Here is a 20,510-nt window from a genome sequence, read left to right as displayed (position 1 = left end):
TTACTTAGCTTTTTCAATGATTCTTACTAATCTCCATCTCTTGCTCTTGCTCATAGGTCTAGTTTCTTGGATAAGAACTGTATCACCTTCTGTGCATTCGTTGTTCTCGTCGTGTGCAGTATATTTCTTCGTCTTCAAAACGAATTTACCGTACATCGGGTGCTTTACTCTTGTAGTTTCACTAACAACAATAGTTTTTTCCATTTTATTGCTGGAAACCACTCCGATTCTTTCTTTTCTTAAATTTCTATCCATTGTAAAATGAAATTATTGTTTGTTAGTTAACTCAGTGTTTAGTCTTGCGATTGTTCTTCTCAAATCTTTGATTTGAATCGGGTTTTCAATTGGGCTGATTGCATGAGCTAATTTCAATTTAGAATATTGAGCTTTTGCTTCAGTTAATTGAGCTTGAATATCTCCCGCGCTTAAATTTTTAATATCAGCATTTTTCATTGTATTCAAAGATTATAGAGGTTTAACAAAATCGTTAGCAACGACGAATTTAGTAACTACTGGTAATTTTTGTGCTGCAAGTCTTAAAGCTTCCTTAGCGATTTCGTAAGGTACACCTCCAACTTCGAACATAATTTTACCTGGTTTTACTACAGCTACCCAATATTCAACAGCACCCTTACCTTTACCCATCCTTACTTCGGCTGGTTTCTTTGTAATTGGCTTATCTGGGAATATTTTGATCCATAGCTGACCTTCTCTCTTCATATATCTTGTTGCCGCGATACGAGCCGCTTCAATTTGTCTAGCTGTGATCCAAGCGCCTTCCGTCGCTTTAATCCCGAAAGTTCCGTAAGCAAGTTGATTACCTCTTTGAGCAATCCCCTTCATCTTCATCTTATGAACTCTACGGAATTTGGTTCTTTTTGGTTGTAACATAATTTCTAAATTTTAGATTTTAGATTTTAGATTTTAGATTTTTTTTATTTTAAAAAAGTAACGGTAATTTAAAATTCAAAATGTCTAATCTAAAATTTTTAATTATTATTGTTATTATTGTTATTATTTTTTCTAGGTCTTCTGTTGTCTCTGTCTCCTCCTCTGTTTCTATCTCCTGACTGACCTCCTTTTTTCTGTTGTCCTACTAGTGGGGAAAGTTCTCTTTTACCATAAACTTCACCTTTCATAATCCAAACTTTAACACCTAGTCTACCATAAGTAGTGTGAGCTTCAGCCCAGTGATAATCGATATCAGCTCTGAAAGTTGACAATGGAATTCTTCCGTCTTTGAAAGATTCGCTTCTTGCCATTTCAGCACCGTTCAATCTTCCTGAGATCTGAACTTTAATACCTTCAGCACCCATTCTCATAGTACTTGCCATTGCCATTTTAACAGCTCTTCTGTAAGAAATTCTGTTTTCAATTTGCTTAGAAATACTATCAGCAACTAGTACAGCGTCTAATTCAGGTCTTTTGATTTCAAAGATGTTGATTTGAATATCCTTACCAGTAAGTTTCTTCAATTCTTCTTTCAATTTATCAACTTCCTGACCTCCTTTACCGATGATAAGTCCCGGTCTAGCAGTAGTAATTGTAACTGTTACTAATTTTAGTGTTCTTTCAATATAAATTTTTGAAATACCACCTTTAGATAATCTAGCCTCAAGGTATCTTCTGATTTTGTAGTCTTCAGCGATTCTGTCTCCATAATCGTTTCCACCAAACCAGTTAGAATCCCATCCTCTGATGATACCTAATCTATTACCAATTGGATTTGTCTTCTGTCCCATACCTTGATTAATTTTCTTTATTACCTAAGATTAATGTAATGTGGTTTGATCTTTTTCTGATTCTATACCCTCTACCTTGTGGAGCTGGTCTTAGTCTCTTCAATTGTCTTGCACTATCTACAAAAATTTCTTTAACGATAAGATTAGCTTCTTCAATATCAGCGCCTTCGTTTTTAGCTTGCCAGTTGGCCATAGCTGAAAGTAGGACTTTCTCTAATTTGTTAGAAGCGTCTTTTTTAGAATATTTAAGGATGTATAAAGCTTTGTCTACTTCTACCCCTCTGATGATATCAGCTACTAATCTCATCTTTCTTGGAGAAGACGGGCAATCGTTATGTAATGCTTTTACTACATCTTGATTTGTTAATTTACGTGCTAATGCACTTTCTCTTTTTCTTGATCCCATGATTATCTACTTCCTTTGTTTTTATTACCACCATGACCTCTGAAAGATCTTGTTGGAGAAAATTCGCCTAACTTGTGACCAACCATGTTTTCTGTAACATATACAGGGATAAATGATTTCCCGTTGTGTACAGCAATAGTTTGTCCTACGAAGTCTGGAGAGATCATAGATGCTCTAGACCAAGTTTTAATAACTGTCTTCTTACCAGACTCTATGTTTGTCTGAACCTTCTTATCTAAAGTATGATGAATGAATGGTCCTTTTTTAAGTGATCTTGCCATAATTATTTACGTTTAGATATGATATGACGGTTAGACGCTTTATTTTTCTTTCTGGTTTTGTAACCTTTAGCAGGCATACCGTTTCTAGATCTTGGGTGACCTCCTGAAGAACGTCCTTCACCACCTCCCATTGGGTGATCTACTGGGTTCATTACAACCGCTCTAGTTCTTGGTCTTCTACCTAACCATCTGCTTCTACCAGCCTTACCTGATACAGTTAACTGATGATCTGAGTTGGAAACAGATCCAATCATTGCATAACATTCAGTAAGGATCATTCTGGATTCTCCTGAAGGCAATTTGATGATTGCATATTTACCATCTCTAGAAGTCAATTGAGCTGAAGAACCAGCACTTCTTGCTAAAATAGCACCTTGACCAGGCTTCATTTCAACACAAGAAATAACAGTACCTAATGGAATGTTTTTCAACTTCATTGCGTTCCCTACATTTGGTTCTACGCTTTCTCCAGAAATTACTTTCTGATCAACTTTGATACCGTTTGGAGCGATGATATATCTCTTCTCTCCGTCAGCATACTCTAATAAAGCGATAAATGCAGTTCTGTTTGGATCGTATTCTACAGATTTTACAGTGGCTTCAACGTTTTCTTTGTTTCTTTTGAAGTCAATAATTCTGTATTTCTTTTTGTGTCCACCTCCGGTGTAACGCATGGTCATTTTACCAGTTTGGTTACGTCCACCTGACTTACTAATACCAACTGTTAGAGATTTCTCTGGTTTGTTGGTAGTAATTTCTTCAAAATTGTTAACAATTCTGAATCTCTGTCCCGGGGTGATAGGTTTTAATTTTCTAACAGACATTACTATTATTTATAATTAATAATTAATTTACAGCAAAAATATCGATAACTTCACCTTCAACAAGCTTGATTACCGCCTTTTTCAATTTGTTTGTCTTTCCTACTTGAAGACCTTTTTTAGTGTACTTTGAAGAAACCTTCGGAGCATAAATCATTGTGTTAACGTCTGCTACTTTTACACCGTAAGCTGCTTCAACAGCTTTTTTAATCTGGATTTTATTCGCCTTAGGTTCAACTAAGAAAGAATAAGAACCTCTTAAATCTGTAAGGTAATTAGCCTTTTCTGAAATAACTGGTTTAATAATAATAGACATGACTTATTTCTTTAAATTTTCCTGGAATTTTTCAACTGCACCTTCGAAGAAAATAATTTCACCTGCATTTACTAAATCGTAAGAACTGATCTCGTTGAAGTTCATTACTTTAGTTTTAGGTAAGTTTCTTGAAGATAAATACACATTCTTGTTAGCTTCAGGAAGAACGAATAAAGATTTCTTACCGCTAAGTTCCAATGCGTTTAATACATTGATGAAATCTTTAGTCTTAGGAGCACCAAAGCTCAAATCTTCTAAAACTTTAATGCTGTTGTCTCTCATTTTCTGAGATAAAACAGATTTTTTAGCTAATCTCTTAAGAGCTTTGTTCAATTTGAATCTGTAGTCTCTTGGTTTTGGTCCGAATACTCTACCTCCACCTCTGAAAGTTGGAGATTTGATATCACCATATCTAGCAGATCCTGATCCTTTTTGCTTCTTAAGCTTTTTAGTAGAAGCAGTAATTTCGCTTCTTTCTTTTGCTTTATGAGTACCCTGTCTTTGTGCAGCAAGATACTGTTTAACTTCTAAGTAAACCGCGTGCTGATTTGGCTCAATTCCGAATACTGTTTCGTCTAGAGTTACTTTTCTTCCGGTCTCCTTTCCTGATGTATTTAATACTACTAGTTCCATTTTCTGATAATTACATAAGAATTTTTAGCTCCCGGAACAGCACCTTTTACTACTAAAAGATTTTGTTCTTGATCAACTTTTAACACTTGAAGGTTTTGAACAGTTACCTGCTCACCTCCCATTCTTCCAGCCATTCTCATCCCTTTGAATACTCTTGAAGGGTCTGAACCAGCACCGATAGAACCTGGAGCTCTAAGTCTGTTGTGCTGACCATGAGTTGCCTGCATTACACCTCCAAATCCGTGTCTTTTAACAACACCCTGGAAGCCTTTACCTTTTGAAGTTCCTGTTACGTCAACATATTCACCTTCGATGAATAGATCAACTTTTACTTCTTCTCCTACTTTAGCATCTGAGAATCCATCATGGAATTCTACTAATTTAGCTTTAGGAGCAGAACCAGCCTTTTTAAAATGGCCAGCTAACGCTTTACCAACGTTCTTCTCACTCTTGTCATCGAAACCTAATTGAACAGCTGTATAACCGTCTTTTTCTAAGGTTCTGACCTGTAAAATCGAGCATGGACCTGCTTGAATAACTGTACAAGGAATGTTTTTCCCTTCTTCGTTAAACAAAGATGTCATACCGATTTTTTTACCAATAATACCTGACATTGTTTATATTATAATAAAATTTATCCTCTATTTTTTCCCACTTTCCGGAAGTCTGAAGTAATTTCTACTTTTGATATAGGCATACTACGCTCCTAAAATGAGAGTGCAAATTTATGAATAATTTTATAACTGACAAATATTTTAAGTAAAATATTTTGATTTTTAATTGATTAGATAATTTTGAAAAAACCCAGAGCACATTTCTCCAGCATTTATTTTGTTTTTAAAAAAGAAATTAAGATGAGGGTATTATTTTGCAATTACATTAACTCCAATTTCTTCCAGCTTAGCCTGATCCTCAAAAGAAATACCATTATCTGTAATCAGGTAGTCTATCTGATCAAGACCTGCTATTTTACCAAATCCTTTTTTATTAAGCTTGGAAGAATCAGCAAGGATCACCGTCTGATCTGCACAATCAATCATCACCTGATTAAGATGTGCCTCTGCAGCGTTAGAAGTACTGATTCCAAATTCAAGATCAATACCATCTACTCCCAGAAAAAGTTTATTACATGAAAACTGCTTAATAATGCCTTCCGAAATGGACCCTACTATCGAAGTAGAGCTTTTTCTAACTTCTCCGCCTAACTGTATAATATTAATGTTAGGATTATTACAAAGTTCAATAGCAACCCTCAGAGAAGAGGTCAGTACGGTAAGCGGACCAAAATTCACCAGCATCCGTGCAAGATAATGCATTGTAGTACCGGACGCCAGTATAATACAGTCATTTTCCTGAATCAACGGAAGAGCAGCTTTTGCAATAGCCTGCTTAGCCTCTACATTTATATTTTCTTTCTCTCCCACATTTTTTTCATAAGCATAACGTACTTGCTTACTTGCTCCGCCATGATTTCTAAAAAGAAGCCCTAAGCTTTCAAGATAGTTCAAATCCTTTCGAATCGTAACTGAAGAAACATTGAGTTTTTCGCACAGATCCTGAACAAGCACATGCCCCTTCTCATCAAGCTCTTTCAATATTTCATCATGCCTTGGTATTAGCTTTTCCATTTTATTCGTTTCCTCAAAATTACCTCTTTTTTTTTAGATCTTAAAATTTCATTTATTTTCTTTTTGCTTTCATTTTTAATTTATATATTTGAAAACGAAACATAAACGAAACATTTATGAAACGAAACGAAGAACTCAGTAAATTAACCGATGTAAAGGAATGGGACTTTATTGTCATAGGAGGAGGAGCCAGTGGTTTAGGTTCGGCACTAGACGCAGTAAGCAGAGGATTCAAAACTTTGTTGCTTGAATCTCATGACTTTGCGAAAGCAACATCCAGCAGGAGTACCAAATTGGTACATGGTGGAGTAAGATATTTAGCACAGGGAGATGTAGGATTGGTAAAGGAAGCTCTTAAAGAAAGAGGACTGCTGGCGAAAAATGCAGCGCATATCGTAAAAAATCAATCTTTTATTATTCCTAATTATACCTGGTGGGGCGGGATCTATTATAAAATAGGATTGTCCGTTTATGATTTCCTTGCCGGAAAACTCAGTTTGGGCAAAACGAGATACATCAGCAAATCAAAAACCGTTGAAAAACTTCCTACTATTGAACAAAACCATTTAATGAGTGGTGTTGTTTATCAGGACGGACAGTTTGATGACGCCAGACTTGCGATCAATCTAACCCAGACGATCATTGAAAAAGGAGGAAGTGCAGTCAATTATGTAAAAGTGATCAACCTTTTAAAAGGTAGCTCCGACAAAGTGATTGGCGTTGTAGCAGAAGACCAGTTTTCGAAACAACAATATCAGATTCATGCTAAAGTGGTCATCAATGCAACAGGGGTATTTACCAATGATATTCTCAATATGAATAATCCCAAACATGGTAAATTAGTTGTTCCAAGTCAGGGAATCCATTTAGTACTGGATAAATCGTTCCTTAAAAGTGACGACGCCATTATGATTCCAAAAACGTCAGACGGAAGAGTTCTTTTTGTTGTTCCATGGCATGACAGAGCTTTAGTAGGAACTACGGATACCCTTTTAAAGGAAGAAAGTTTCGAACCGCGCGCTTTAGAAGAAGAGATCAATTTCGTTTTAAATACAGCAAGACAATATTTATCTAAAAAACCGACTCGTGAGGATGTAAAATCAGTTTTTGCAGGACTTCGCCCGCTTGCTGCTCCAAAAGACGGAAGTAAAAGTACGAAGGAAGTTTCCAGAAGCCACAAAGTCATTACTTCTGAAACAGGATTAGTTTCCATTATTGGCGGTAAATGGACGACTTACCGTAAAATGGCTGAAGACACAGTGGACGAAGCAATGAAAGTTCACAGACTTGGAAATACATCTTCCAAAACAGAACACCTTTCTATCCATGGAAATGTAAAGCCCGAACAAGTAGACAGATCCAATCATTTATATGTTTACGGGTCTGACATTCCTGAAATAAAAACTTTACAAAACAGCAATCCGCGATATGCTCAAAAAATTCACCCTGATCATGATTTCACAGTTGCAGAAGTGGTATGGGCTTTAAGAAGTGAGATGGCAGAAACCATTGAAGACATTCTGGCAAGAAGAGTACGTCTGTTGTTTTTAGATGCAAGAGCAGCTATTGACAGCGCTCACAATGTAGCAAGAATCATTGCTGAAGAAAAAGGATATTCTGAAGAATGGGCACAGCAGCAGGAAAATGAATTCATAGAATTGGCAAAAGGATATTTATTAACACCTTATTCACCTAAAGTAATCAACCTCAATTAATCGCTTTATGAATGAACAATTAATTCTCGCTTTAGACCAAGGAACGACTTCCTCACGAGCGATCTTATTCAACCACAGCGGAGAAATAAAATATGTATCTCAGAAAGATTTCAGACAAATATTCCCTACCCCGGGCTGGGTAGAACATGATCCGAATGAAATCTGGTCATCACAGATCTCCGTAGCGGCAGAAATTATAGCCAAAGCAGGCATCTCCGGACTGGAAGTTGCTGCAATCGGTATTACCAATCAACGGGAGACTACTGTTGTCTGGGACAAAGAAACAGGGGAACCTATTTATAATGCTATTGTATGGCAGGACCGCAGAACTTCAAAATACTGCGATGAACTAAAAGATCAGGGACACGCCGAGGTCATTCATCAAAAAACGGGGCTTGTACTGGATGCTTATTTTTCTGCAACCAAGCTGAAATGGATTCTTGACAATGTAGAGGGAGCCAGAGAGAAAGCAGAAGCAGGAAAACTATGCTTCGGCACTGTTGATACCTGGCTGGTCTGGAAACTGACCCGTGGGAAAATGTTTATCACGGATGTATCCAATGCGAGCAGAACTATGCTTCTCAACATTCACACCCTGGAATGGGACAATGACTTACTAGAGTTATTTAATATCCCAAGGTCTATCCTTCCTGCCGTAAAACAGAGCAGCGAAATATATGGAGAAACTGCCACTACTCTATTTTCCACAAAAATTCCGATTGCAGGAATTGCAGGAGATCAGCAGGCAGCCTTATTCGGGCAGATGTGTACAACTCCCGGAATGGTAAAAAATACATATGGAACAGGATGTTTCTTATTAATGAATACAGGAACAGAAGCTGTTTCCTCAAAAAACAATCTTCTTACAACCGTTGCCTGGAAAATAAATGGAGAGGTCAACTATGCGCTGGAAGGCAGCGTTTTTGTAGGCGGAGCAGCCATTCAGTGGTTGCGGGACGGGCTTAAACTTATTCATTCTTCTGAAGAGGTAAATAAACTGGCTTCTACGGTAAAAGATAATGGTGGGGTTTATTTTGTACCTGCTCTTACAGGGCTTGGTGCCCCTTATTGGGACCAGTATGCCCGTGGAACAATCGTAGGAATTACCCGTGGTACAACAGATGGCCATATCGCAAGAGCAACATTAGAAGGAATCGCATTCCAGGTCTATGAAATTGTAAAAGCAATGGAGGCAGATTCAGGAAGAGAAAGCTTTGAACTGAGAGTAGATGGAGGTGCTTCGGCAAGTGATCTGCTGATGCAGATACAGTCTGACTTATTTGGTTTTAAAATAACGAGACCAAAAACCCTGGAAACCACAGCACTTGGAGCAGCTTACCTGGCAGGCCTTGCAGTAGGATACTGGAAAAGCATAGATGAAATACAGGCTCAATGGATTGTAGACAAAGACTTTCATCCTCAATTGGAAAGAGAGCAAGTGGATAAAATGACCCACTTCTGGAAGAAAGCTGTAAAAAGCGCTCAAAGCTGGATAGAAGATTAATCGCCCTCACCTTAAAAAATACATATATGACTCCATTTATCGCAGAAGTAATCGGAACGATGCTTCTTATATTATTGGGCAACGGCGTTGTAGCTAATGTTGTCTTAAAAGATACTAAAGGAAATAATTCCGGATGGATTGTTATTACTACAGCCTGGGCACTGGCAGTATTTGTAGGGGTCACCGTGGCAGGACCAATAAGTGGAGCACATCTGAACCCTGCTGTGACAATAGGCCTCGCTGTAGCAGGAAAGTTCTCATGGGATCTGGTTCCTACTTATATTGCCGCACAAATGATTGGAGGAATGCTGGGAGCTTTTCTGGTCTGGCTGTTTCATAAAGACCATTTCGCCATCACGGAAGATGAAGGCGCAAAACTGGCCTGTTTCAGCACAACTCCAGCTATCAGGAGAACATCATCTAATCTTATAAGTGAGATCATAGGAACGTTTGTACTTGTATTCAGTATATTTTATTTTGCCAATCCAAGTATTTCTTTAGAGGCAGATCCTACAGCTAAAGTAGGACTTGGCTCTATAGGAGCCATACCTGTAACGTTTGTGGTATGGGCAATAGGATTATCTCTAGGGGGAACTACAGGATACGCTATCAACCCTGCCAGAGATTTAGCCCCAAGAATTATGCATGCTATTCTTCCTGTAAAAGGCAGCAGCGATTGGGGATACGCATGGATTCCCGTAGTAGGCCCTGTTACGGGAGCTATTATTGCCGCTGTTTTATATGGATTTTTAAAGTAAAAGCCATGATGAAAAAAATCTTACACGGAATCTTCCTTCTCACTCTGGGTACAGGAAGATTGTTTTCACAGGAAAACACTGATGCCAAAGAGGGAAGGCTGGACTTTACCGCCAACATTCAGAACAACCATATATGGAGAGGACTTATCATTACGGATAAGCCTGTTGTGATGGGAAACTTGTCCTATGCTTTAGATGCGGAAAAGAAATGGAAGGTTGGTATCTGGGGCGCTTCTGCCTTAGCAGATGATAAAGACAACACCCATTATAAGGAGATCAATTATTATGTTCAGTATTCTGACGGACGCCTTTATATAGGATTATGGGATCTTTATAATTCAAGGAACATCAATACCGCAATAGCGGCAGATGACATCTTCAGCTATTCCCAAAGAAGAACTGCTCATATTATCGATCTAAGAACTAATTATACGTTTGGTCCTTCGTTCCCCATCAATATTGAAGCTGATATTATGCTTTACGGAGGAGCTAATGCCGGAGAAGTGGTTCTGGAACCAGATGGAAGCTATAAAAAGAACAAATATTCTACTTACATACAGGCCAGCTACCCTGTCATCAAGGGCCAGAAAGTGAACCTGGATGCTTTTGTAGGAGCAGGATTTGCACTTAATGACAGTACGTTTCTGTATGGAAATGGTAAAAATAGCTTTGACATAGTGAATGTTGGAGTAAAAGCAGGAAAAGTGGTTAAAATCACCGAGCATTATAGTCTTCCCGTTTCCATGATGGCGATGTGGAATCCTTCTAACAAGTACGCAAGAATTCAATTAGCAGCTACCGTTTTTTAATATGACTTTAACTAAATTATACTAAGCCACTTCTTTGGGGAGTGGCTTTCTTTATTCTACCGGTAGCCCGTAACAATTCTACCGACCTATGACCAATTATATTAATTCTAAACTTAGAAATCTTTAACATTTTCTAAAAGAATAGCCTCCGGCACAAAATAACCGGGTTTTTACGGTTTACAGGTTTCGCAGATATATTTAATTTTGAAGAAAAAGGATTATGAAAAAAATTTTCGCTTTAATGATCTTCTGTTTCAGTATTTTTACTTTAGCACAACAGGTAAAAGTTCCATTTGTAGGACATCGGAGTTTTGATATTCTGGAGGGATATAGTGGTACCGGAACTCCTCATTATTATCTGGATGTAAAAAAGAGCGGTGATGTCCACTTCGGATATGTGCAGGTAAATCAGGCTAACGGAAAGGAAACCACAGAAGAAATAAATGCCGGTAAATATTCTCCTGACAAAGTAATGAAAGTACATTTTAAAAAATTTAATGAAACTCTACTAGTCAAGTTTGATAAGAATAAAATTTATCTTACTGATGAAAAAGGAAATATTAAAAGTCTTGAAGGCTGCTGTTCTTCAAGTGAAAGCATTGATAAAGAAACCTGTACTTGTGAAAGCGGATTATATGAATAATTAAATACCGCAAGCCCCAGCTTCATCCTTCATTACGACCGAAAGCCAATCACCTGGGTTTTACGGTTTAAAATTTGTGTAGATATTTTTAACTTTGAAAGAAAATAATAAAAAAGGATTCAGAAAAAAATGGAGAAATTTCATTTTTAAAAATACAAGGAAACCTTTTATATGAAATTCAATCAAAAAAATCTACCCTTTCAGATCCGCTTGGAAAAATCAAAAAGTCCCAAATCTAAGATGGCTGAAATAAGTATGGTTGTAAAACTATCTCATATCAATGAAAATAATAAAATTCTTATTCCTGCTCTTCTTTATTACTTCATGCAGCAAGAAGGAAAACCATAATTATACATTCTATTACTGGAAAACCAATTTGAAATTGGACAAGGAAGAGACAAAAGTATTGGAGCAAGCTTCTACCCCATATTTATACACAAGATTCTTTGATGTTGATAAAGTAGGAGGAAAATTTCAGCCGGTTGCCGTCATCACAAAAGATAAAAGCTTCCAAACAGATAAAGAGATTGTCCCTACCGTCTTCATCACCAATCCAGCGATGCTAAATATTTCTGCTGAGGAAATTCAATTTCTGGCGAAAAGCATTGATCATTTAATTCAAAAGAAAGCTGAGGAATATCATCTAAAAACCGGTAATGAGATTCAGATTGACTGTGACTGGACATCTGGAACTAGGGATGATTATTTTAAATTTTTAAAAGAATTAAAAAAAGTTTCCGGAAAGGAAATCACCTGTACATTGCGTCTCCATCAGGTCAAGAATAAAAAACAAACAGGCATTCCTCCGGTAGAAAAAGTATATCTGATGTGCTACTCCACTTCTTCACCTTTGGAAAAATCTGATAAAAACTCTATCCTTGATGTCAATATTCTGAAAAGCTATCTTTCAAAACTGGAGGACTACCCGATCCGGAACATCGAAGTTGCACTGCCAATTTATTCCTGGGGGATCATTACCAACCATTTGGAAAAACACAAACTCATTAATGCATTATCTAAAAAGGATCTTGAAAACCCGAATTTTAAAAAAATATCAGAATATGAAGCTGAAATTCAGAAAGACGGATTCTACTTCGGAAGTTATCTGAATAAAGGGTTCCGAATAAAGGTTGAGGAAATATCCCAGAACCAACTGGAGGATGTTATTCATTTCCTTGAGAAAAAAATACCGAACTTTACTATTATTTATTATCAATTAGATAGTAAATTTGTGTTAAATCGAAAATTTTAAATCTCGTGAAGATTGTGCGGAGTTTTCAGATTTTATCATAGTTTCTTCTTCTGACAAAAGCCGCCTGATATTTTAATAGTATAACGATTATATAAAAAACTAAAAAACACCACACCCTATGAAAAAGTATATTCTTTCGCTTGCGGTAGTATCACTTTTCTATACACAATCTGACGCCTGTGCGTGGTCAGATCCGGATTATGAATACTTTAATTTATTTACACAAAGCATCATAAAAGATAAGTCTTACCTTCCTTTTCTACATAACTACTCATCGAGATTTTACACGGATTACAATGCATCCCTGATCCCTGATGATAATATTGAAACGTGGAAAAAATTCTTCAACAATCAGCTCACTTATGCAGATACTCAGAATCTGGTTTATAAAATGAGCATGAATGATCTGAATGCACTAAAAGCCGGCAAACCTGCCAATCCGATTTTACAGAAACTGGGAACCGGTTTTTATCAGAAATATCATGAAGCTATTGATTACCTGATTGAGGCCAAATATCTGGAGCCTTATATGAGTATCAATTATGTAGAAAGTGAAAATTCATTTTATTATGACAGAGATGCCAATAGGAAGAATGCCACGGCTCTTGATTACAATAAAACAATTGCAGCTTTAGCATCTTTGTATAATGCGGCAAGAAATCCTGAAATTAAGCAGCGTTACGGATATCAGCTGGTTCGTCTGAATCATTATACAAGAAATTATGACGCTGCATTACAGGCATTCAAAACTTATATAGAGCCTGTCAAATTAAAAGGTACTGTTTACTTTATGGCACTGGATCAGCTTGCAGGCGCACAAAGAGGTTTAGAGATGAACAGTGATGCCAACTGGAACTTCTTTCAGGTATTTATGAACAGTAAAGACCGTAAGGAGTCTGCTTTTGTTTCTATGAAACTTTCCGATACGGCTTCTTTCAGTAATATTATGAAAAGAGCGGGAACAAATGAAGAAAAAAACATGGCTTATTTCCTTTTGGGCTATGAGGATTACAACAATCCTATTCCTATTATGGAAAAGATGTACGACATCAATCCTGATTCTGAGATCCTGAAAGTAATGGCAGTAAGAAGTATCAATGAGCTTGAAAGAAACTACCTGCCTACTTATTATTATACCGAAGACGCTGCTCAGAAAACAGCCGCAAAAAAAGATAATACGGAAAATAGTTCTTCGAAAAATACTTCCGCAGACAAACCTACATCGGAAGTAAAAGAAGAAAAGCTTTCTTTCTGGCAGAAAATTGTAAGGTTCTTTAAAAATCTTTTCGGAGGCTCCAAGTCCGATAAAACCGATAATGAAGGCAAAGCTGACCTAAGTGATGATGAGCTTTTCAGCAACCCGGACCGAATTCCTTTTTATTCCAGAACAAACTATTGGTATGATGAGAAGACTCAGGATTATCTCGAGGATCTTGAGAAATTCACAGAGAAAACAAAAGAAAAATCCAAAGACGAATACTGGCAGATTGCTGATGCTTATCTTAAGTTTTTAAAGAAAGACTATAAAGGAAGTTCTGAAATCCTGAACGACATTAAAACCACCAATCCCGAATATCTGGAGGAAATCAAAAGAATGAAAGTTCTTAACGATATTGTTTCCCAGCCCAAAATTGATGCTTCCTATGAGGATCATTTAATGAAAGATTATGCGGAATATTTTGTAGAGAAAGAAGTAAAGAAGGATACTGTAAGTACAGATGATTATTACGGGGACACTCATTCAACCGCCGATTTCCTTAAAGATGTTATTGCCAACCGCTACTTCCTTCAGGGAGAAGACGGAAAGTCATTTTTAATGAATAATAAGCTTTCTGACTTACAATACAACCCGAACTCCAACCTGGTAAAGAGCGTTGAAGAGTTCTATAGAAAACCTAACAAAACCAAGTTTGAGCAGCAGATCATTGCTAAAAACATGGACAGCGTAGGAAATATAGATGCTTTTTTCAGTACGATCTATGGAGACCGGGCAATGAGACTTGCTGACTTTGAAAAGGCAAAATCATACTACGAAAAGGCCCAGAACTTCAAGGGAATTCCGAGGGTAAACTATGACTGGACAGAGACGGAAGGTCGAAAAACCACAGAAAAACAATATGAATCTGCTGAATACAATGGTTTTAAAAACATCCCTAATCTTGTTTTCGGCCATAATGTTTGGGAAAGCTTTGGGAGCCCTGAAAATGAAAGTATGAAGGCCGAAAACTACTCCGACTTTCCTTTTATTAAAAACAGCATGGACAAACTTGAACTGGCGAATGTACTTATCCAGCTTAAGAAAATCGGAACCGGAAATGATGAAAAGGCTGCAAAGGCCAACCAGCTCATTGGGAATCTGCTATATAATACATCTATTTTAGGATATTACCGACAGCTTTTCGTAATGGATATAGACAACAGCAACGGAGGAAAATATAACTTCTCGAATACAGACAGGGCTAACCCTTACAAGTATTATTATAAAAACTTCCTTGACAAGACTTATATTGAGCCGGATAATTTTGATTTAGCCATTGGCTATTATCAGAAAGCCCTTAAGCTGTTAAACAATAAGGAAGAAAAAGCAAGAGTACTGTTCCAGATGGCAAGTGCTGAACAGGGTAAATATTACCAGTATGAAGCAAAAGCTCCTAAAGATTTTGACTATTCTGATCCAAAATGGTCTGAAAAAGAAGATGCCCGCCAGAAAGAGATGGATAATCTGAAGAACCAAAAATACAGAACCTACTTTACACAGCTGAAAGCACAATATTCAGATACGGAAACTACAAAGGATCTGATGGGAAGCTGTTCATATTTTAGTTATTTTATGAAATAAAATTCACTAACAGGCCTTTTACCGCAACTACGGAAAACTCTTCTCAAAAAGGAAGAGTTTTTTGCAAAAAAGGTTGAATTTTGAACCTTAAAATTTAAAATACTAAATCCATGAAATCAACAAGTGCTGTAGAAAAGGGCAACAAGCCCCACCAGCAAGCGCAAAAGCAGACTGCTCATTCTTCGAATCTCAGTGCAGAAGCCCTGTATAAAAAACTCAAAGAAAGCTTAGACAGAACCGGCAATATCAATCATCCTGAGACTAAAAAGATTGAAAAAAGCTATATGATGACTTTAAGTATTGATCAGTTGTATCTTTACAATGACATGAAATTGAAAGCACTTCTTCCAGACGGATCACCTAAAAAAAGAACATGTGGTACCTGTGGTAGAAAAGAATCTAGTGATCAGAAGGCTTATAGGTTAAAATATCAGGAGATTGCTGAAACAGTTAATGCAGCTTCCGGAGGAGGACTTTCCCGTGAAAAGTCAGATAAGGAGGTTGATCCCTATTCGTTGTTTTATCAATGGGTATTTGGAACAGGAAAAGCCGTGAGAAATTTTGATGAAAATTCTAAAATGGGAAAACAATTCTTGCAAATTGATGAAATATATAATGGGATGGAAAAACTTGTGAACCTTTATTTAGAAAATGGTACTAAATCCAAGGATGTCAACCGAAATAATCCTAAGAAATTTAATACAGGGAGTCAATGGCTAGATGATGCAACATATATGGCGGATGCTTTAAGCACCATTGTTACTAATCCAACAAGTACATTTCATGGAAGTTTTGTTGCAACGGCAAGCATTATAAAAGTGGATCATGGGAATCTTGTAGATACTTATACTGTGAAAGTAACATGTACAGATTATATGGGGGCAACATCTGGCACCAGAAATCCTCCGGTTAAAGGTAAATATTCCGGTAAATCTACTATTCCTAACAACTATTACGGTCCCAATGGATATATGAGAACGATACAGGTCAATTATAATCTGACAACCAAAATACATAAGGCTGCTATCTCAAGACAAGTGTCTAATTTATTCAACTAAAAACATGATTAATTTAATAAATAATATGAAAAATAATACGTTTGTAAAGTTTGTATTAATACTGCTTTTTTCTCTCTGCTTATTCAGCTGTAACTATTATAGTGAAAAAGATGCAAAAAAATACTTACCCGGTAAATACTTATATACATTTCCATCAGGAGAGGCTTCGATACTTATAGTTAATTCAGACTTTACATTTAGCAATAAAATTTATTCTAAAGATAAAAAACAGGTGTTATATGAGACAAATGGAACCATTGAAGTAGACGGCAAAACCATTACATGTAATAATTTTTTGTTGTTTAGTGATCACAATGAATCCGAGATGACATTCTCAAAACCTGTTGTGGGTGTTTCTACTGGTTATTGGGAAAAACCCAAAGACAATGAAGATGCTATTACAATTGAATATAATGTATATAATTATATATTTGAAAAAATAAAATAATGATCTTCATATAAAGTTTGCGAAGCCTTTTTGCTGTTAAAAGTCTCTACCATTGAACAGATAAAGAACAATACAAGTCCTTTATAATCTGACGACCAGGATACATAACGCTACGATTTCAAGACAAGTGTCTAATTTATTCAACTAATAACTTAATAAATAATATGAAAAATAATACGTTTGTAAAGTTTGTATTAATAATACTATTTTCTCTGTGTTTATTCAGCTGTAACTTTTATAGTGAAAAAGATGCAAAAAAATACTTACCCGGTACCTATTTATATCAATTTCCATCAGGAGAAACATCGATACTCGTAGTTAATCAAGACTTTACATTTAACAATAAAGTTTATTCTAAAGATAAAAAATATCTACTATACAAAACGAATGGTACAATGGAGGTAGAGGGCAGACACATTACATTTTATTATTTCTTGTTGTTTTTTGATCACAATGAATCAGAAATGGTATTCTCAAAACCTGATGTTGGTCTTTTAACGAATAGTTATTGGGAAAAACCCAAAGATGATAAAGATGTTTCAACAATTGAAATTAACTCATACAATTACATATTCAAAAAAATAGAATAATGATCTTAATATAAAGTTTACGACGTCTTTTTGCTGTTCAAAGTCTCTACCATTGAACATATAAAGAACAATACAAGTCCTTTATCATCTGACGACCAGGATACATAAGGCTGCTATCTCAAGACAAGTGTCTAATTTATTCAATTAAAAGCATAATAATTTAAGATGATAAATAATAAACTTGTAAAGTTTGTATTAATAATACTCTTTTCTATCGGTTTATTCAGCTGTAACTATTACAGTGAAAAAGACGCAAAAAAATACTTACCCGGTAAATACTTATATACATTTCCATCAGGAGAGGCTTCAATACTAAAAGTTAATTCAGACTTTACATTTAACAATAGAGTTTATTCTAAAGATAAAAAACAGGTGTTATATGAAACGAATGGAACCATTGAAGTAGATGGGAGACACATTACATTTAATAATTTTTTGTTGTTTACTGATCACAATGAATCGGAGATGATATTTTCAAAACCTCTTGTGGGTGATTCACCAAACGGGTATTGGGAAAAACCAAAAAATGATAAAGATGTTTTAGAAATTGTATATAACGCATATAATTTCATATTCAAAAAAATAGAATAATGGTCTTAATATAAAATTTGCGACGCCTTTTTGCTGTTCAAAGTCTCTACGACTGAACAGATAAAGAACAATACAAGTCATTATAATCTGACAACTAAGATACATAAGGCTGCTATCTCAAGACAAGTGTCTAATTTATTCAATTAAAAACATAATAATTTAATATGATAAAGAATAAGCTTGTAAAGTTTGTATTAATAATAATTTTTTCAATCAGTTTATTCAGCTGTGACTATTATAGTAAAAAAGATGCAAAAAAATACTTGCCCGGTACATATTTATATACATTTCCTTCAGGAGAGGCTTCGTTACTAAAAGTTAATTCAGACTTTACATTTAACAATAAAGTTTATTCTAAAGATAAAAAACAGGTATTATATGAATCGAACGGAACCATTGAAGCAGACGAGAAAACCATTACATGTTATAATTTTTTATTGTTTAGTGATCACAATGAGTCGGATATGGTATTCTCAAAACCTGACATTGGTGCTTCGACTGCTTATTGGGAAAAACCTGAAGATAGTAAAGATGTTTTAGAAATTGAATTTAACGTATATAATTACATATTCAAAAAAATAGAATAATGATCTTCATCTAAAGTTTGCGACGCCTTTTTGCTGTTCAAGGTCTCTACCATTGAACAGATAAAATAATTACTCAATTCGGAAGTTTCTGATATTTCAAAAATATCAATACATTTACAAATACAGTAAAAGACTGTCCTAAACTTTGGAAAAAACTTCTTATTGCAATTACAGGAAACACCCCTTCAAAAACAAGGAATTCACCAAAAAAAAGGCGAATTTTGAATCTTAAAACTATTAACATGAAATCACTAAACCCTGTAGAAAAAAGCAATAAGCCTCACCTGCAAGTGCAACGACCAACGACTCATCATTCGAACTTAGGTTCAGAATTACTATATAAAAAACTTCAAGAAAGCCTGTCAAGAACCGGCAATATTAATCATCCTGAGACAATAGAGATTGAAAAAGACTATATAAGAACATTAAGTATTGATCAGATGCGCCATTATAACGATATGCAACCTGGCACTAGTGTTTCAGAAGGTCTTAATAATTCCAAAAATAAGGAAAATGTTTACCCAAATGCTGCATCAGGATGGTTTTTGAATCTTTTAACTGGTGAAGTTGGATGGTTTGCAAGTTCCCGTGATGCATTTATATTTTGGAATATCCCAATGTTGACCAGAGAAGAAGCAGTAATAAGGAATTTGGGACGCAATATAATGATTACTCCACCTAATTTGACTACTTCTCAAAAAATTGCCGTTGAATCTGACAGAAACTATTTTTTAAAAGGCCATGCAACTGATTTTGTTTATAGCCAATTTACTCAAGAAGAATTAATTATTAACCTAAAAGGAGTTGAATATAATGTAAACATAGATTTGGCACCCTATTTCATTGAGTTGACAAAGCAAAATTTAATAAATAAATATTATTCATATAAATTTATTAAGGCAGGAGAAATGGAACTTGATCAAAAAGCGGCTAAATTAATAAAGAAAAATGGTTATCTTATTTCTAGTTTTTTAGCAAAACAAGTTTTAAATAAAGTCGTTAATTTTGGAAGATTTGGAGGATTAGGCGGCCTGCTAAGCCCAATATTAGTTAATGATAAAAATAAAACATTACAAGGGCAAATTGATAGAAGAACAGAAGAATTATTTGAACAATATAATAAAAAGATGTTACCTTTATTGAAAAGTAAAGAAATATTTACTAGGGACAAAGATTATACAATTAGTGAAAAAAAATAAAAATGGAATTTTTTGATGTATTTGCCGGATATACTGTTGATATTCTATCAGCTATTATCCTTTACGCTTTTTTCAATGATAAGAAATTATCATTTAAGGATTTTTGTAGAGAGAAAAAAAAAGAAATAAGGAACCTTTCATGGGGTATTATAATTATTTCTGTCATTCTCCTAATTTGGGCCTTCAGCTATAATGATAGAACCTCTTTTTAGGAAAATCAAACATAATACTTCTTTGATTTTAGTTTTACTATTACTTTTATTTTCTTGCCAAAATATGAGTAGTGAAGATATATATGGAAAATATTCGCCTATATCGTACAGAAATTCATTTGATACCCTGACAATTAATAAAGACGGTACTTATAATAGAAGGATTTATGATAAAAACAAGAAGAGATTATTGAATTACAATTCTAAATACAAATTAGAAGGTAACACAATAGAATTTGATGATTTTTATTTAAATTTAGACAAAGACTTAGTTACTTTTCCAGAAGACATTAATGATGTCGATATGACTTATACTACTTTTTTTGAGAAAAAAGATAAAAATATTACCCTTTGCTTTGGTTATCATTCTGGAGAGAATTGTTATAAAAAGGTTTCAACTAAGAAAGACTGATCTAAAAAGTTCGAAAGCTCTTAGTTCATTTGAGCGTATTTTTTATTGCAGAAACAAAATAAAAAG

The 20,510-nt window shown here is 35.3% G+C and carries 26 protein-coding genes; 15 read left to right on the top strand and 11 right to left on the bottom strand.

The window, feature by feature from the left end; all coding sequences use genetic code 11:
• From rpsQ to AC27VX_RS03135, 11 genes are all read right to left on the bottom strand, one after another.
• A complete protein-coding gene (gene rpsQ, locus AC27VX_RS03185) occupies positions 1 to 255 on the bottom strand; it encodes a 30S ribosomal protein S17 (RefSeq protein WP_027387210.1) in 255 nt (84 codons plus the stop codon).
• Between the two features lie 12 nt (positions 256 to 267).
• A complete protein-coding gene (gene rpmC / locus AC27VX_RS03180) occupies positions 268 to 453 on the bottom strand; it encodes a 50S ribosomal protein L29 (protein WP_027371716.1) in 186 nt (61 codons plus the stop codon).
• Between the two features lie 12 nt (positions 454 to 465).
• Entirely contained in the window at positions 466 to 891 is a 426-nt protein-coding gene (rplP, locus tag AC27VX_RS03175) for a 50S ribosomal protein L16 (RefSeq protein ID WP_172284535.1), read from the bottom strand.
• A 98-nt stretch (positions 892 to 989) separates the two neighbouring features.
• On the bottom strand, positions 990 to 1,742 hold the full coding sequence (gene rpsC / locus AC27VX_RS03170) for a 30S ribosomal protein S3 (protein ID WP_047491426.1): 753 nt from the start codon (positions 1,740 to 1,742) through the stop codon (positions 990 to 992).
• A 7-nt stretch (positions 1,743 to 1,749) separates the two neighbouring features.
• Positions 1,750 to 2,148 (bottom strand): 50S ribosomal protein L22, encoded by a 399-nt coding sequence (rplV, locus tag AC27VX_RS03165; protein ID WP_034702853.1) that lies wholly within the window; start codon positions 2,146 to 2,148, stop codon positions 1,750 to 1,752.
• A 2-nt stretch (positions 2,149 to 2,150) separates the two neighbouring features.
• The gene (gene rpsS, locus AC27VX_RS03160) at positions 2,151 to 2,429 is read right to left on the bottom strand and encodes a 30S ribosomal protein S19 (RefSeq protein ID WP_034702850.1); all 279 of its coding nucleotides are present in this window, start codon (positions 2,427 to 2,429) and stop codon (positions 2,151 to 2,153) included.
• 2 nt (positions 2,430 to 2,431) lie between these two features.
• Complete coding sequence (gene rplB / locus AC27VX_RS03155) at positions 2,432 to 3,253, bottom strand: 50S ribosomal protein L2 (RefSeq protein WP_236857135.1); 822 nt, start codon at positions 3,251 to 3,253, stop codon at positions 2,432 to 2,434.
• 22 nt (positions 3,254 to 3,275) lie between these two features.
• On the bottom strand, positions 3,276 to 3,566 hold the full coding sequence (gene rplW, locus AC27VX_RS03150; protein ID WP_105702145.1) for a 50S ribosomal protein L23: 291 nt from the start codon (positions 3,564 to 3,566) through the stop codon (positions 3,276 to 3,278).
• Positions 3,567 to 3,569: 3 nt separating this feature from the next.
• A complete protein-coding gene (gene rplD / locus AC27VX_RS03145; RefSeq protein ID WP_236857134.1) occupies positions 3,570 to 4,199 on the bottom strand; it encodes a 50S ribosomal protein L4 in 630 nt (209 codons plus the stop codon).
• Positions 4,190 to 4,813: a 50S ribosomal protein L3 gene (gene rplC / locus AC27VX_RS03140; RefSeq protein WP_236857133.1), complete on the bottom strand. Its 624-nt coding sequence runs from the start codon at positions 4,811 to 4,813 to the stop codon at positions 4,190 to 4,192. The genes rplD and rplC overlap by 10 nt, the downstream gene beginning before the upstream one ends.
• Before the next feature lie 249 nt (positions 4,814 to 5,062).
• A complete protein-coding gene (locus AC27VX_RS03135; RefSeq protein WP_488693808.1) occupies positions 5,063 to 5,827 on the bottom strand; it encodes a DeoR/GlpR family DNA-binding transcription regulator in 765 nt (254 codons plus the stop codon).
• A gap of 116 nt (positions 5,828 to 5,943) precedes the next feature.
• On the opposite strand from AC27VX_RS03135, the gene AC27VX_RS03130 reads away from it, so the two are divergent.
• From AC27VX_RS03130 to AC27VX_RS03060, 15 genes are all read left to right on the top strand, one after another.
• Complete coding sequence (locus AC27VX_RS03130; protein ID WP_488693806.1) at positions 5,944 to 7,542, top strand: glycerol-3-phosphate dehydrogenase/oxidase; 1,599 nt, start codon at positions 5,944 to 5,946, stop codon at positions 7,540 to 7,542.
• A gap of 7 nt (positions 7,543 to 7,549) precedes the next feature.
• Positions 7,550 to 9,046 carry a glycerol kinase GlpK gene (gene glpK, locus AC27VX_RS03125; protein WP_236857130.1) on the top strand — a complete coding sequence of 499 codons (1,497 nt, stop codon included), beginning with the start codon at positions 7,550 to 7,552 and terminating at the stop codon, positions 9,044 to 9,046.
• Positions 9,047 to 9,072: 26 nt separating this feature from the next.
• Complete coding sequence (locus tag AC27VX_RS03120) at positions 9,073 to 9,804, top strand: MIP/aquaporin family protein (protein WP_236857129.1); 732 nt, start codon at positions 9,073 to 9,075, stop codon at positions 9,802 to 9,804.
• 5 nt (positions 9,805 to 9,809) lie between these two features.
• Positions 9,810 to 10,613, top strand: a complete 804-nt coding sequence (locus AC27VX_RS03115; RefSeq protein WP_488693803.1) for a hypothetical protein — start codon at positions 9,810 to 9,812, stop codon at positions 10,611 to 10,613.
• Positions 10,614 to 10,833: 220 nt separating this feature from the next.
• On the top strand, positions 10,834 to 11,256 hold the full coding sequence (locus AC27VX_RS03110; RefSeq protein WP_236857128.1) for a hypothetical protein: 423 nt from the start codon (positions 10,834 to 10,836) through the stop codon (positions 11,254 to 11,256).
• Positions 11,257 to 11,536: 280 nt separating this feature from the next.
• Positions 11,537 to 12,508 carry a hypothetical protein gene (locus tag AC27VX_RS03105; RefSeq protein ID WP_488693801.1) on the top strand — a complete coding sequence of 324 codons (972 nt, stop codon included), beginning with the start codon at positions 11,537 to 11,539 and terminating at the stop codon, positions 12,506 to 12,508.
• Between the two features lie 118 nt (positions 12,509 to 12,626).
• Complete coding sequence (locus AC27VX_RS03100; RefSeq protein WP_488693799.1) at positions 12,627 to 15,347, top strand: hypothetical protein; 2,721 nt, start codon at positions 12,627 to 12,629, stop codon at positions 15,345 to 15,347.
• Between the two features lie 110 nt (positions 15,348 to 15,457).
• Positions 15,458 to 16,405, top strand: a complete 948-nt coding sequence (locus AC27VX_RS03095) for a hypothetical protein (RefSeq protein ID WP_488693797.1) — start codon at positions 15,458 to 15,460, stop codon at positions 16,403 to 16,405.
• A 4-nt stretch (positions 16,406 to 16,409) separates the two neighbouring features.
• The gene (locus AC27VX_RS03090; RefSeq protein ID WP_488693795.1) at positions 16,410 to 16,853 is read left to right on the top strand and encodes a hypothetical protein; all 444 of its coding nucleotides are present in this window, start codon (positions 16,410 to 16,412) and stop codon (positions 16,851 to 16,853) included.
• 164 nt (positions 16,854 to 17,017) lie between these two features.
• A complete protein-coding gene (locus AC27VX_RS03085) occupies positions 17,018 to 17,443 on the top strand; it encodes a hypothetical protein (protein WP_488693793.1) in 426 nt (141 codons plus the stop codon).
• A 165-nt stretch (positions 17,444 to 17,608) separates the two neighbouring features.
• Complete coding sequence (locus AC27VX_RS03080) at positions 17,609 to 18,034, top strand: hypothetical protein (RefSeq protein ID WP_488693790.1); 426 nt, start codon at positions 17,609 to 17,611, stop codon at positions 18,032 to 18,034.
• A gap of 164 nt (positions 18,035 to 18,198) precedes the next feature.
• Positions 18,199 to 18,621, top strand: a complete 423-nt coding sequence (locus tag AC27VX_RS03075) for a hypothetical protein (protein ID WP_488693786.1) — start codon at positions 18,199 to 18,201, stop codon at positions 18,619 to 18,621.
• Positions 18,622 to 18,863: 242 nt separating this feature from the next.
• The gene (locus tag AC27VX_RS03070; protein WP_236857121.1) at positions 18,864 to 19,820 is read left to right on the top strand and encodes a hypothetical protein; all 957 of its coding nucleotides are present in this window, start codon (positions 18,864 to 18,866) and stop codon (positions 19,818 to 19,820) included.
• Between the two features lie 2 nt (positions 19,821 to 19,822).
• Positions 19,823 to 20,032 carry a hypothetical protein gene (locus AC27VX_RS03065; RefSeq protein ID WP_236857120.1) on the top strand — a complete coding sequence of 70 codons (210 nt, stop codon included), beginning with the start codon at positions 19,823 to 19,825 and terminating at the stop codon, positions 20,030 to 20,032.
• 64 nt (positions 20,033 to 20,096) lie between these two features.
• Positions 20,097 to 20,444 carry a hypothetical protein gene (locus tag AC27VX_RS03060; RefSeq protein ID WP_300686077.1) on the top strand — a complete coding sequence of 116 codons (348 nt, stop codon included), beginning with the start codon at positions 20,097 to 20,099 and terminating at the stop codon, positions 20,442 to 20,444.
• Positions 20,445 to 20,510 lie beyond the last annotated feature (66 nt).

The organism is Chryseobacterium sp. 14P4.3.2 (assembly GCF_057799275.1).
This window is presented reverse-complemented; position numbering and strand designations above follow the sequence as displayed.